Source organism: Flavobacterium sp. WC2421 (assembly GCF_040822115.1).
GTDB lineage: Bacteria > Bacteroidota > Bacteroidia > Flavobacteriales > Flavobacteriaceae > Flavobacterium.
Genome location: NZ_CP162004.1, coordinates 962,499 through 976,506 on the forward strand (window position 1 = coordinate 962,499; position 14,008 = coordinate 976,506).

The window sequence follows — 14,008 nt, forward strand, 5'->3', positions numbered from 1 at the left end:
AAATAAGAAGTTGGTGTATTTTTTCTTTATTTAGTGATTAATATCTTTACAAAAACAATGAATAAAAGTCTTATCTTATTTTCCTTAATTCTCATTCTAATTGTTTCTTGCAAAAAGAAAGACGATGCAATTCCACGTAAAACAACAGGAGCAATAAATACTATTTCAGTAATTATTGATGATCAATTATGGAATGGTGAAGTAGGTGACAGTGTCAGAAATAAGTTTGCTTCACCAGTTATTGGACTGCCACAAGAAGAACCTCTTTTTACTATAAATCAATATCCAGTTAAACTAATGGAGGGATTTATGACGGACAGTCGCAATATTATCGTTATAAAAAAAGGCGAAAAAAATAACTTTGAAATAAATAAAGACCAATATGCTTCACCTCAAAATGTATTCCATATTTCTGGTAAAACGGGAGGAGATATTATTGCAATTATTCAAAAGCACAGCCCGGAAATAATCAAACTAATTCGTAAAACTGAAATTGAAGAATGTCAAAGGATAAATAAAAAATCACTACTAGACCCTAAAATAATTACTGATAAATTCCATATAAATTTAGAGGTTCCTACCAGTTATCAATACGTAATACAACAGGAAAACTTTATATGGTTGAAAAAAGAAATTATAAGTGGAAATACAAGTTTGTTACTTTATCAAGTTCCTATAAATGCACTTAAGAAAGGAAATAACCTAGTTACAAGTATCATAAGTATGCGCGATTCTATTGGAGGATTGTACATTCATGGAAAAGAACCCAATACGGATTTAATTACTGAGGAAGCGTATGCACCATATTTTTTCAAGATAAAACTAGACGGCAAAGTAGCTTATGAAACAAAGGGAACATGGGAATTGAAGAATGATTTTATGTCGGGTCCCTTTATTAATTATGCGATTATAGATGAAGAACACAACAGAGTTTTAGTTTTGGAAGGATTTAGTTACTCCCCTTCAAAAGAAAAAAGAGATCTAATGCACGAGTTGGAGTCTATTATTAAATCAGTTAAAATTATTAAATAACAATTTGTTAAATTCGCGATTTTAAATTTTATATTCACACTCAAGATAACAATTACCAATGACAATAGAATGGAAAATAAAGCCTTTTGACGCACTTTCAGTTCATGAGCTATATGATTTACTAAAATTAAGAAGTGAGATCTTTGTAGTGGAGCAAAACTGTGTTTATTTGGACCTTGACGGCAAGGATAAGATTGCATTGCATCTTTTTGCGGAATATGATGGTAAAATTGTGGCACACGCTCGCCTTTTTAAAGCAGGAATTAGTTTTGATAATGCTTCAATAGGTAGAGTAGTTGTAGATGCAAATTATCGCGACAGAAAATGGGGGCATGATTTAATGCGAGAAGCAATTGCTGGAATTAAACAACACTTTAACCAAAGTAAAATTACGATTGGTGCTCAATTGTATTTAAAAAAATTTTATGAAAGTCATGGATTTGTTCAAACGAGTGAAATGTATTTAGAGGATGATATTCCACATATTGAGATGACAAAGGATTAAATCTTAGTAATTAAAAACTCCACTCTACGATCAACCGCTTCCCCTTTTCCCAAGGGGAATTTGTTTCCACAACCTTTATAAGTCATTCGAAGGCTATTGACATTTTTTGAAATTAAATACCAGAATACAATTTTGGCCCTATTTAAAGACAATTTTCTTTCGTTGGTTGCCCGATCAATTGCATCATAATAGTAGCTGGGAGTACAGCACACATGACCTCTAATTTCAAATTCAATATTTTTGTTTTTCTGAAGTTGTTCGGCAATCTTATCCAACTCCTTTTTTGAGTTTGAACTTAATTTACTACTTCCAAGTTGAAATAGGATATTTTCAAAATAAATACGATCACCTACACTATGCTTCTCTTGAATAGAATTATAAATTCCTTTTCCAAAACTATTTTTTTTAACTATTAATAAATCTACACGTCTATTTTTGGAGCGAATTTCTGCTAAGTTTGCGAAGACATCTTCTGTTATTATTACGCGCCCTTTTCCTTCAATAATTAAAATTTTATTTTTATTAAATCCATGAGAAGTGAGTACTGCTTTTACAGTGTTAACTCTGTCTTCGGATAATTTATAGTTATAGTCATTATTGCCTCTATCGTCACAGTAGCCATAAATTTGTATGGATTCTATAACTGTGGTATCCGCTTTTATGACAAAATCAAGAATGGCTTGTTCTTGTTGATTGTCAATACTATATTTATCAAAATCAAAATAGATTGTTTCGACTTTTTTTTCTTGCGCAAAAAGACAACCAAAAGACAGTAATGTAATTAACTTTAAATAGTTGAGCATTAAATTTTCAGGATGTTTTTATAGTTTGTGGTATTGTTTAAAATGTCGATTGATTTTTGAATTTCCGAATTGTTTTTTATATAATATTGATAAAATCCTTCTTGATATTGATATCTTTTAATGATTTCTTCAACAATAATTTTTTTAATTTCTTCTTTATTTTTGTCTAATTGTGTTTCTTCACTCTTTTGAAGAGCATTTAGTAATTGTTGATATTCAGTACTAATAGTATCGTCAATTTTTTCTTTTTTGGCTACAGCCAAAGTATTCTTTAAAGCCAATTCTGTTTCCGTATCAAAAGAGAATTTTTCTGCTTTTAAAAACAGTTTGAAATCTTGATAATCGGCATCAGTTATAGTGGGGATTTTATCTCCTAGATTTGGATTCTTATAATAATAACGAGTTACATAATTAAAGATACCATCATTTTTTAGTAAAGCATCAGTGATAACACTAGTGTTTGATTCTTTAAGTTCGATATCAGGAGAAACGCCTCCACCATCATAAACCGTTCTTCCTTTACGTGTTTTAAAAGCATTGTAATTTTTTTCAGAAGTTCTTGTTGCTACTCCATTTTTGTCTTTATGTGCATAGTCTAATGCTTGAATGCAACGGCCTGACGGAGTATAATAACGAGAAATAGTTACTTTTAGCTGGGTATTGTAGGTCAAATCAATTGGTTTTTGCACGAGTCCTTTCCCAAAACTTCTACTCCCCACAATAACGGCGCGGTCTAAATCTTGTAAGGCTCCCGAAACAATTTCAGATGCTGATGCACTTCTTCCGTTTACAATAATAACTAATGGAATTTGAGTGTCTACAGGGTCAAAAGCGGTTTTATAAGTGTTGTTGTGGTTTTCAATTTTTGATTTTGTAGTGACAATGACTTCATTTTTTGGTACAAATAAATTACAAATGTTCACGGCTTCATTTAAAAGCCCGCCTGGATTTCCTCGTAAATCTAAAATGATTCTTTCGGCACCTTGTCTCTTTAGTGATTCTAATGCTTCTTTGGTTTCATTAGATGCTTTTTTGTTAAAATGAGCTAAAACAATATAGCCCGTTTTTTCATCTATTTTGGTGAAGAAGGGAACTGATTTGATTTCAACTTCGTCCAAAATAATCTGTGCCGTATTCACCTTACCTTGACGGATGTATTTGATGTCAATTTTGGTGTTTTTTGCCCCTTTTAATAATTGTGAAGCATCCTCTTTGAATTCAGATAAAAGCACATCACCTATTTGTATAATTTCATCTCCAGGTTTGAAACCCGCTTTATCGGCAGGGAAATTTTTATAGATTTCTTTAATTATTAATTTATCTTGTTTTCGAGTAATTAAAGCGCCTATTCCGGTATATTCGCCAGTGTTGTTTATTTTAAATCGTAATACATCTTGCTCATTGAAATAAACAGTGTAAGGGTCAAGACTGGCTAGCATGCCTTTGATAGCGCTATCCATTAACTCTCCCGGATTTGTTTCGTCCACATAATTAGTGTTCAATTCCTTGAAAAGAGTAGTGAATATTTCTATTTGCTTCGCAATTTCAAAAAAATCGTTTTTGAAACTCGCACCTACAAATATAAAGGCCGAAGCGACAATAGGGATGATGTATTTTTTTTTGAAAAAAGGGGCCATAGCATTTAGATTCTAACTTTAAAGATTACTAAATTAAGCAATAATAAATTCATTTATGTAGTAAACTGTATGTTCATTTTATTTGAAAAAAGAAAAATTATCCCGTAATAGAATCATTGCCATTTTCATGGGTTTCTTTTTTTGCAGTTTGAGCTATAAACTTCTCAAACAATTGAATTGTTTTGGTATTGATTTCTTCGAATGATAGGCGGTCTTTGCTTTGGTAAAAAAACATAAAAGCATAGGGTTTATCTAAACTATCAATAAGGAGATGCTTGTTAAGGCGGTAGGTTTCCCGGAGCACTCGTTTGAAATAATTTCGGTCAACCGCTTTTTTAAAGTGCTTTTTCGAAACAGAAACGCCCATTTTTATTTTTTGAGCATCAACGGTGTCATCGGCATAGTAAACCAATCGTAAAGGGTATTTGGAAACCGATTTCCCTTCAGAAAACAATAATCCAATCGTAATTTTACTTTTAAGTTTTTCGTTTTTGGAATAAGTGAAGTTCATTTCTATAAAAAAAGGCAAAGATTTCTAAAAAGCAAAGGTACAATTAAACCCGAAACCTATTATTGTTTAGGAATTAAATACCACTAAAAATATATTTATTACTTTTGTGTCTAATTTATTTAGCATGCAAAAACTGATTTCGTATCCCATATCCGTCATATATTATTTGTGTTTTGGTCTTACGTTGGTTGTATTTCATCCTATTCAATGGGTTTGTTTTAATTTATTTGGATATCAAGCCCATAAAGTGAGCGTTGATTATCTAAATTTTTTTTTACTCAAATGCACAAATCTTTTAGGGACAACCTACAAGTTTGAAAATCTGGATAGCATTCCTGAAGGAGTTCCATTAATATTTGTATCCAATCATCAAAGCATGTATGATATCATAGCGATGATTTGGTTTATGCGTCGTTTTCATTGTAAGTTTGTCAGCAAAAAGGAATTGGGTAAAGGAATTCCAAGTGTTTCGTATAATTTAAGACACGGAGGTTCAGCGCTTATTGATAGAAAAGATCCAAAACAAGCCATACCAGCAATTAAAGGATTATCCGAGTATATTGAAAAAAACAATCGTTCAGCTGTAATTTTCCCTGAAGGAACACGAAGTAAAACGGGTCATCCAAAACCGTTTGCACAAAGCGGACTAAAGATATTGTGCAAGTATGCTCCATCGGCTTATGTAGTTCCAATAAGTATAAATAATTCATGGAAAGTGGTGAAATATGGTTTTTTTCCACTTGGTTTAGGAAATCGCCTTACCTTTGTAATTCATAAGCCTTTAAAGGTTAGTGAATTTAAATTTGAAGAGATCATAGAAAAGGCTGAAAGCGCCATAGTAAAAGGAATAAAATTTTAATTTATATAAAATGTCAATAAAAAACATTCGATTAGAAGTAATGCAGTTTTTAGAAAAAAACGTGGCAAGCTATGTTGATCAGTATTTAATACCTGTTGAAGAAATATGGCAACCCTCTGATTTTTTACCTAATTCTGAAAGCGATAATTTCTTAGAAGAAGTAAAAGAGTTACGTGAAATATCTAAGGACTTACCTTACGATTTCTGGGTAGCAATGGTAGGAGATATGATTACCGAAGAGGCTTTGCCAACCTATGAAAACTGGTTAATGGAAGTTGAAGGTGTAGATAATCTAGAGAGAAACGGTTGGGCCCAATGGGTTCGTCAGTGGACAGGTGAAGAAAACCGTCATGGAGATTTACTAAATAAATATTTGTATTTATCTGGTCGTGTAAATATGCGCGAAATTGAAATGACAACACAGCATCTTATCAACGACGGTTTTGATATTGGTACTGGTAGAGATCCTTATAAGAACTTTGTTTACACTAGTTTTCAAGAATTAGCTACTTATGTTTCTCACAATAGAGTTTCTCAATTAGCGAAAAGCTATGGAGATAAAAAATTAGCTAAAATGTGTAAAATGATTGCTGGTGACGAAATGCGTCATCACCATGCGTATAGTGAATTTGTAAATCAGATTTTCAAAATTGATCCTAGCGAAATGATGCTTGCTTTTCAATACATGATGAAAGCTAAAATTGTGATGCCAGCGCATTTCTTGAGAGAATCAGGAGCAAAAATTAGTTCTGCTTTTGAATTATTCTCTGATTCAGCACAACGTATTGGTGTTTACACAGCTAATGATTATGTCGAAATCATGCAAAAATTAATTGACAAATGGGAAATTGATAAAATCTCAGGTTTAACGGATGAAGCCGAGAAAGCGCGGGATTACTTGATGAAACTACCAGCAAGAATGGCTAGAATTTCGGAAAGAATTGTAATTCCTCAAGAAACTCATATTTTTAAATGGGTTGAACCTGCAAGATTATAGTCTTTATGACTGAATAGATAGATTCAAATATATAAATGTTGATTTTTAAAGTGTTAAAACTTTGAAAATCAACATTTTTTTTAAAATTATAAAAAATGAACAACACAGATATTATTAGTAAAACAATCGCTTTTGTAAAAGAAAAACTCAATAATGCTGAGGGTGGACATGACTGGTTTCATATCGAAAGGGTGTATAAGAACAGTATATTGATTGCTAATGAGGAAGCTTGTGACTTAACTGTAGTGAAATTAGGAGCGTTACTTCATGATATTGCCGATAGCAAATTTCATGGCGGTGATGAAACAATAGGCCCCAAAACGGCACGAACATTTCTAGAATATGAAAATGTAGATGAATCTATTATTGATCATGTTGTAAAAATCATTGAAAACATCTCTTTTAAAGGTGGGAATTTTGAAAAGAATTTCTCGTCTATAGAATTGGATATTGTTCAAGATGCAGATCGTTTAGACGCTATTGGAGCTATTGGAATCGCGAGAACGTTCAATTATGGCGGATTCAAAAATAGAGCGCTGTATGACCCTAATATTGCTCCAAACACAAAAATGAATAAAGAAGAGTACAAAAATAATGAGGCTCCAACTATCAATCATTTTTATGAAAAATTATTACTCTTAAAAGATAAAATGAATACTCCTTCAGGAAAAGCCATTGCAACAGAAAGACACCGTTATATGGAAGGGTTTTTGTCCCAGTTTTATGCGGAATGGGATGGGGAAAAATAATGATTCATGAATGAAGATTAACGATTTTTGATTGCTGATTGAAATCAAAAATCGTTAATTAAAAATCGAATATCTTAAATAATCCCTTTTTCTTTCATTTCGATTATTACATCCGACGCATTTTTAAAGGTAGGCGCTTGTTCAATAATACTTCCAACCCTTTTTTTATTCAGTTTAAAAGTGATGTCATTTTCGGTTGTGAATAATAAAGCAGTCAAAAATGGATTGTTCATATAGGGAAACAAAATTGCATAGGCATCTTCCAAAGTGTGAAAACTTTCCACTTCTTCTGTTTTATAACGAGCCATAAGCGAAAGTGTGTATCCACCTTCATCTAATAAAACGGGTCGTATATAAATATTTTTCAATTCGGTATCACCTATGGTTTTTGCCAAAGTTAATTTGGCATAAGTACCTTCTTGAATGCTTTTTTTTACGCTTTCCCAAAAAAGGGCAAATATTGGTTCGTATGACATGAGTTTATTTTTAGGTTTGATTTTCTCAAAAAGGGAGAGTGCAAAATTAGGTTTTGTAAGTGAAAAGAGGAATGTATTCTATGAAAACTTTGTTTTTATAAATAGAAAACCGCAGATTCATAGCTTTATATTCTGTGAATCTGCGGTTTATTTTTAAATGTAAAGATTTACTCTCCAGTAAAAACGGCTTTTCTTTTTTCTAAAAAAGCAGTAGTCCCTTCTTTAAAGTCTTCGGTTCCAAAACATTTTCCAAAGGATTTTATTTCTGTTTGAAAACCATTTTCTCCTTCTTTATAATTTGCATTGATTGCATTGATTGCCATGCTAATTGCTACCGGAGAATTTTTCATGATTTTTTGAGCTATTCCATTACAGAAATCCAAAAGGTCCGCTTGAGAAACGATGTGATTCACTAAGCCTGTTCTGTATGCTTCATCAGCGTTAACCATTCCTGCCGTCATAATCATTTCCATGGCACGGCCTTTACCAATCAATTGTGGCAAACGTTGTGTACCTCCATAACCTGGGATAACTCCTAGAGATACTTCTGGCAAGCCCATTTTTGCATTTTCTGATGCTACTCTAATATGACAAGCCATAGCGAGTTCTAAACCGCCACCTAAAGCAAAGCCGTTAATGGCTGCTATTACTGGGATTTTAAGGTTTTCAACAAAATTAAATAAAGTGTCTTGTCCTTGAGCTGCTAACTGAACTCCCTCTTCCACAGAAAAATCAGCAAATTCAGCAATATCTGCTCCAGCGACAAACGCTTTTTCTCCGCTACCAGTCAAGATAATTACTCTTATATCGTGACTTTTTTCAAATTCTTGAAATGCTTGATGCAATTCTTGAATAGTCAATCTGTTCAGCGCATTCAACTTTGTAGGGCGGTTAATCGTTATGGTAGCAATATTATTTTCGGAAGTAATAAGTAGGTTTTCGTAGCTCATTGTAGTAAATTAAGAGTTAATTATTGGTAAAGAAACCGTAAAAGTAGTTCCTTGTCCATATTCTGTTTCAAAGGTAATTGTTCCTTTATAATTTTCAATAATATTTTTGATAATACCAAGACCTAATCCCATTCCACTATTTTTAGTAGTAAACTTAGGTTCAAATATACGGCTAATATCCTCAGGTTTAATTCCTATTCCATTATCCTTAACCATAATTAATACTTTATCATTATCTCTTTTAACCGTTACATGCACTGTTTTGTCATCTTGTTGTTCTGGAATAGACTGAATGGCATTTTTAACCAAGTTGGTTATAATGCGGATGAGTTGTGTTCGGTCAATTTTAGATATGATCTCTGGAGATTCACTTTTAAAAACAATCTCCTCTTCATTGAAAATATCTAAGGTCAATTCGACAACTTCAACAACATTCAACGTCTCGTTTTGCTGCGCAGGCATAGAGGCAAAATTAGAAAAAGCAGAAGCAACAGCGTTCATAGTATCAATTTGCTGGATTAATGTTTCTGAATAATCATTCATTTTTTGTTTAACATCGGCAGCGGTTGGGTCAAATTTTCGTTGAAAACTTTGTACCGTTAATCTCATAGGAGTCAACGGATTTTTGATTTCATGAGCCACTTGTTTGGCCATTTCGCGCCAAGCTTCCTCTCTTTCACTTTGTGCCAGTTTTACAGCACTAATTTCTAGTTCGTCCACCATTCGATTGTAAGCCGTAATCAATAAATTTATTTCTTTGCTGCTAGCTTCTAATACAATTTTCTTGTTTTTTTGATTCAAACTCGTTTCGTATAATCGGTCAGAAATAGTCTTTAACGATTTTGTAATGTAAGAGGAAAGAAAGTAAGCTAATGCAAAGGCAACAATTAACATGAAGGAATATACTTGGCCTAAACGAATGAGGAAACTATTTAATTCCTTGTCATAAAATCCGTCATCTTCCAGATAAGGGAGGTTTAAAATCCCTAACGGCTTGAATTTATCGTCCTTAATTTGTGTAAAAGAAGACCGGTTTTTAACTCCATTTACGGTCTTTATGTCTACATATCGCTTTTCAATTGAAGACCGAACTAGTTTTAGAATGTATTTAGGAATAGGAGGAGAAACGCTATCCACCGAAAAGGATTCTTTGGATGATTTTAATAGCTTTCCGTCTAAACTGTAGATGTTTATTTCAATATTATGAATGTGGGCCAGTTCATGGATTTTATCTTTGAATATTAAATCTAAATTCTCTGTAGTCAAAGGATATGTAGTAGTGGAAAGGACATAATTAATATGCTCACGTACTGCATTTTCTTTGCGTTCTAATCGCTCTTGATGGTATTCTTTGGCTTCGTTTTTAAATTGGATTATTGAAATAGAAGCAAGTAAAACAGAGGCTACAATTATCAATACGATCATCGAAAGAAAAATTCGAATTCGCAGTGAAAGCATAGATAATTTGAACCCCTTTAGCATAATTATGATTGATTTTTTTCTCGAATTTTTTTATAAAATTTAAATCCTAACATGATTAAAATTGAAAATAAAAAAATTCCAACAACACCATAAATCCAATTGACCGCATTTTTTAGAACAACTAAAAAGACTACTGCAAAAAGGATTATTGTAGCTCCTTCATTCCAAAGGCGCATAAAATTTGTTGTATATTTTACTTCGTCGTTTTGCAATTGCTTGAATATTTGATGGCATTTTCCATGATATAAATACAATACAAATACAAAGCCAAGTTTTACATGCATCCAAGGCATTTGCAACCATGATTTTCCTAAGTCTGTAAAAAGCAACATCCAAAATGCAAATATACTCGCTAAAATTGCTGACGGCCAGGTGATAATATACCACAACCGATACGTCATTATTTTATACTGTTTTTGTAATATTTCTTTTTCTGGCGAAGGTTTTTGAGCCGCTTCAATTTGATAAACAAACAAACGGACAATGTAAAATAAACCTGCAAACCAAGTGATTACAAAGATGAGGTGTAAGGATTTTAGATAATTATAATATTCCATCTTGATTTTTAATCGATTTAAGATTGATTTCTTTTTTTAAAAAATAGCCTGTAAGTAGTGTTGACAATACGTCTGCAATTGGAAAGGCAACCCATACTCCAAAAATACCGAAAAAATTTGGTAGTATGAGTACTAATGGAATTAAGAAAAATCCTTGTTTGCTTAATGTCAACAATAAAGCTTTTTTTGCTTTTCCTACAGCTTGAAAATAGGCTGCGCCAATTAATTGTATCGCAATAATAGGTGAAGCGGCAAAAACCCATCGTAAAGCATTGGGAGTTTCTGCAATTACTTTTGGATCTGTAGTGAAAACTGCGACAATTGGTGTTGCATAAAACAAGATGAAAATAAAAATAATAGCTGCCAAAAGTGCGGCGTATTTAATGGAAATTTTTATGCTTTCTTCTACTCTGTTATAATTGCCAGCACCATAGTTATACCCAGCAATGGGAAGGAAACCTTGGGTAATTCCTAAAATAGGGAATAAACAAAACATGAGCATTCTACTGATTATTCCATAAATAGCAATGGCGTGTTCACCACCATAGGTGTATAAAGTATGGTTGAGTATAATAGATAAAATACTGACTACGCCTTGTCTTGAAAAAGTGACAAAACTAAGTTCTGTAATTTCTTTTATAATGGGAAAGTTGAATTTAAAATGCTTCTTTTTAAGTTTTAATTCACTTTTAAATACAAAAAACCAAAGTACAAACAAGAAACACATAAAGTAGGATATGGCTGTAGCCAAAGCGGCTCCATGCATTCCTAAATTCATAATTTTTATAAAAAGAATGTCCAAACCAATGTTTACAAATGCAGGAATTATCATGGCAAACATCGCAAATTTTGCTTTTCCTTCGGCTCTTATAATATTATTTCCCATCATACAAAGTGCTAAAAAAGGCACAGAAAATATAATGGGGAAGAAAAATGCTGTTGCAGGTGCTACAATGGCGCCCTTTGCTCCAAATAACAATAACATCTCACTGCTAAAAAAAATACCAATTACTACAAAAAGTGAGGACAATAGAAAAGTCATCAAGATTTGATTCGCAAAAGTAAGTAATGCTTTTTCTTTATTATTGGCACCCAAAGCTCTGGAAAGTACGGAACCGCCACCTACGCCAATAGCCATTCCTAAAGAGGAAATTAAGAAAGTAATGGGTAAGACGACGGTTACAGCCGCAATAGCTAATGAACCGATCCATTGGCCTACAAATATGGTGTCAATTAATATATTAACTGACATAAAGAGAATACCTATTGATGCAGGAACTGCTTGCTTAATCAAGAGTTTCTTTATGTCTTGTGTTCCTAATTCATCGGCAGTTACAGCCATTTAATAGTTTAAATTTTTTGATATTGCCCAATTGTTAATCCATTTACTTACCGTACCGCACCATTCATCTCCATCATTTAAACAAGGGATTGCAAGGAACTCTTCTCCTCCATGTTCTTTGAACTGGTGGTTGGCTTCCATGGCAATTTCTTCCAGTGTTTCTAAACAATCGGATACAAAAGCGGGTGTTACAACTGCTAGTTTTTTGATCCCTTTCTCGGGCATTTTGTTTACTTCAACATCAGTGTATGGAGTAAGCCATTTGTCTCCTGCTAATCGCGATTGAAAAGTTTGGCTGTATTTTCCTTCTGGAATACCCAATAATTTTACAACTTGCTTTGTCGTTTCATAACATTGGTGACGGTAACAAAATTCATGAGCTGGAGAAGGAGTATTACAGCAAGAACCGTCAATTGTACAATGGGATTTGGTAACATCTGTTTTACGAATGTGACGCTCTGGAATTCCATGATAAGAGAACAATAAATGATCGTATTCAAAATTAGCCAAATGTCCTTTTATAGAATCCGCTAGGTTTTGGATGTAATCAGGTTTATTGTAAAACGCAGGTACCGATGTAAATTTCATTTCTGGGAAATGTTTTTTACGTAATTCCTCAGCAAGTACTAGTATTGTTGTAGTTGATGCCATTGCATGTTGTGGGTACAAAGGGAAAAGCAACACTTCAGTCACGCCTTTATCACGTAATTCTTGAAGTCCAGATAAGATGGATGGGTTTCCATAACGCATCGCTAAAGAAACGGGTATTTCGACTTGTTGTTTAACTTTTGCAAACATTCTTTTAGAAATGACAACTAATGGAGAACCTTCGTCCCACCATATTTTTGCGTAAGCAGCAGCCGATTTTTTAGGTCTTGTTTGTAAAATAATTCCGCGAACTAATAATGCTCTCAATAAAAACGGAACGTCAATTACGTATTTATCCATTAAAAATTCATCTAAATAGGGTTTAACGTCTTTGGGAGTGGGACTTTCGGGAGAACCTAAATTTACTAATAATACACCTTTCATAAATTATATAATTTTTTATTGTTGTCATTGCTTCGCCAGTTCGGGTAAAACCTCGTGTTCGAAGAATGAGGAATTTGTTTCGTAAAAGTAACTAAATTTACTTTTTTATAAATTGGGATTAACTATTTTTTATTTATTGTTTAATATAGAAAATCAATCTTAACTAGGTGTTTGGATTGATTGACATCAAATATTTTTTGGGAGTTGTTGCAAATTTTTTCTTGAAAGCTGCTATAAAGTGGCTTCCAGTACTATAGCCTATTTTCAACCCTACTTCATTTACATTATAGGAACCGCTGTCAAGAAGTTTTCGAGCAAAATCCATTTTATAATCAAATAGAAACCCATAAACAGTATCGCCATAAATTTGTTTGAAACCCATTTTTAATTTCTTCAAATTCAAACCTATTTCATCGGCTAATTCTTGTAAACCAGGTGGTTCAGCCATATTGGCAATAATGATTTCTTTGGCTTTTCTAATTTTCATAACATTGTCTTCGTCGATTAAAAACGGACATTGTTCTGCATTAGGATCTTCAGTTCTATTGAAATACAAACTTAGAAGTTCATATCCTTTTCCTTTGTAATAGAGGTTTTTTATAGAAGGATGTAAATTATAATGAAACAACTGACTCAAAACAATTGCCATAGACGGGCTAATGTTTCCTTCGTTATAGTATTTTTTGTCTTTATTGTCTCCACTTAAAAAAGTAATATAATCCGCTTCTGCAGAAAACAACGCATGAAATTTTTTGATGGAGATAATTACTGATATTACCCATGAATTTGGTGCCAATTCTAAATTTAAGGGCAATTCTTTTTGTGGATTATATAAAAGTAACGATTTTTCTTCTTTTAAATCCAATGCATAATTTCCTTGGTTGAAAATAAATTTAGCACTTCCTTTTAGACCAAAGTGAAACTGAATCAGCCCACTACTCACTTCGCGTTGTGCATTAAAAGTTTCAACACCGTCATTTTGAAAGCGAATTAATGTAAAATCATCCTCTATTTTTATAATTTCTTGTGAACCCATAGCGACATTTTTTTTGAGGTAAAATGATAATTATCAGTAT

General features: G+C 32.8%; 15 protein-coding genes. 5 read left to right on the forward strand and 10 right to left on the reverse strand.

The window, feature by feature from the left end; all coding sequences use genetic code 11:
- The first annotated feature begins 57 nt into the window (after positions 1-57).
- Together AB3G33_RS04005 and AB3G33_RS04010 are read left to right on the forward strand one after the other, a co-directional pair.
- Positions 58-1,032, forward strand: coding sequence for a DUF4837 family protein (locus tag AB3G33_RS04005; protein ID WP_367772801.1), 975 nt, complete (start codon positions 58-60; stop codon positions 1,030-1,032).
- 58 nt (positions 1,033-1,090) lie between these two features.
- On the forward strand, positions 1,091-1,537 hold the full coding sequence (locus AB3G33_RS04010) for a GNAT family N-acetyltransferase (protein ID WP_367756257.1): 447 nt from the start codon (positions 1,091-1,093) through the stop codon (positions 1,535-1,537).
- On the opposite strand, the gene AB3G33_RS04015 is transcribed toward AB3G33_RS04010, so the two are convergent.
- The 3 genes from AB3G33_RS04015 to rnpA all read right to left on the reverse strand — a co-directional run bounded on the left by AB3G33_RS04015 (position 1,534) and on the right by rnpA (position 4,488).
- Positions 1,534-2,340: an OmpA family protein gene (locus tag AB3G33_RS04015; RefSeq protein ID WP_367772803.1), complete on the reverse strand. Its 807-nt coding sequence runs from the start codon at positions 2,338-2,340 to the stop codon at positions 1,534-1,536. The genes AB3G33_RS04010 and AB3G33_RS04015 overlap by 4 nt on opposite strands.
- Positions 2,340-3,977: a S41 family peptidase gene (locus AB3G33_RS04020; protein ID WP_367772805.1), complete on the reverse strand. Its 1,638-nt coding sequence runs from the start codon at positions 3,975-3,977 to the stop codon at positions 2,340-2,342. The genes AB3G33_RS04015 and AB3G33_RS04020 overlap by 1 nt, the downstream gene beginning before the upstream one ends.
- A gap of 97 nt (positions 3,978-4,074) precedes the next feature.
- Positions 4,075-4,488 carry a ribonuclease P protein component gene (gene rnpA / locus AB3G33_RS04025; protein WP_367756263.1) on the reverse strand — a complete coding sequence of 138 codons (414 nt, stop codon included), beginning with the start codon at positions 4,486-4,488 and terminating at the stop codon, positions 4,075-4,077.
- 124 nt (positions 4,489-4,612) lie between these two features.
- On the opposite strand from rnpA, the gene AB3G33_RS04030 reads away from it, so the two are divergent.
- From AB3G33_RS04030 to AB3G33_RS04040, 3 genes are all read left to right on the forward strand, one after another.
- A complete protein-coding gene (locus AB3G33_RS04030; protein WP_367772807.1) occupies positions 4,613-5,347 on the forward strand; it encodes a lysophospholipid acyltransferase family protein in 735 nt (244 codons plus the stop codon).
- Positions 5,348-5,357: 10 nt separating this feature from the next.
- Positions 5,358-6,344, forward strand: coding sequence for an acyl-ACP desaturase (locus tag AB3G33_RS04035; RefSeq protein ID WP_367756267.1), 987 nt, complete (start codon positions 5,358-5,360; stop codon positions 6,342-6,344).
- Positions 6,345-6,439: 95 nt separating this feature from the next.
- Positions 6,440-7,093 carry an HD domain-containing protein gene (locus AB3G33_RS04040; RefSeq protein ID WP_367772809.1) on the forward strand — a complete coding sequence of 218 codons (654 nt, stop codon included), beginning with the start codon at positions 6,440-6,442 and terminating at the stop codon, positions 7,091-7,093.
- Positions 7,094-7,167: 74 nt separating this feature from the next.
- Here the strand turns inward: AB3G33_RS04040 and AB3G33_RS04045 are convergent, their stop codons facing one another.
- The 7 genes from AB3G33_RS04045 to AB3G33_RS04075 all read right to left on the reverse strand — a co-directional run bounded on the left by AB3G33_RS04045 (position 7,168) and on the right by AB3G33_RS04075 (position 13,968).
- The gene (locus AB3G33_RS04045) at positions 7,168-7,569 is read right to left on the reverse strand and encodes a hypothetical protein (RefSeq protein ID WP_367772811.1); all 402 of its coding nucleotides are present in this window, start codon (positions 7,567-7,569) and stop codon (positions 7,168-7,170) included.
- A gap of 167 nt (positions 7,570-7,736) precedes the next feature.
- The gene (locus tag AB3G33_RS04050; protein WP_367772813.1) at positions 7,737-8,519 is read right to left on the reverse strand and encodes an enoyl-CoA hydratase/isomerase family protein; all 783 of its coding nucleotides are present in this window, start codon (positions 8,517-8,519) and stop codon (positions 7,737-7,739) included.
- Positions 8,520-8,528: 9 nt separating this feature from the next.
- Positions 8,529-9,944 (reverse strand): PAS domain-containing sensor histidine kinase, encoded by a 1,416-nt coding sequence (locus AB3G33_RS04055; RefSeq protein ID WP_367774083.1) that lies wholly within the window; start codon positions 9,942-9,944, stop codon positions 8,529-8,531.
- Between the two features lie 59 nt (positions 9,945-10,003).
- Positions 10,004-10,558, reverse strand: coding sequence for a CopD family protein (locus AB3G33_RS04060; protein ID WP_367772815.1), 555 nt, complete (start codon positions 10,556-10,558; stop codon positions 10,004-10,006).
- Positions 10,545-11,900: an MATE family efflux transporter gene (locus AB3G33_RS04065; protein WP_367772817.1), complete on the reverse strand. Its 1,356-nt coding sequence runs from the start codon at positions 11,898-11,900 to the stop codon at positions 10,545-10,547. Before AB3G33_RS04065 ends, AB3G33_RS04060 begins: the two co-directional genes overlap by 14 nt.
- Positions 11,901-12,932: a ferrochelatase gene (gene hemH, locus AB3G33_RS04070; protein ID WP_367772819.1), complete on the reverse strand. Its 1,032-nt coding sequence runs from the start codon at positions 12,930-12,932 to the stop codon at positions 11,901-11,903. It lies immediately after the preceding gene.
- Positions 12,933-13,095: 163 nt separating this feature from the next.
- Entirely contained in the window at positions 13,096-13,968 is an 873-nt protein-coding gene (locus AB3G33_RS04075; RefSeq protein ID WP_367756281.1) for a helix-turn-helix domain-containing protein, read from the reverse strand.
- Positions 13,969-14,008: the final 40 nt, after the last annotated feature.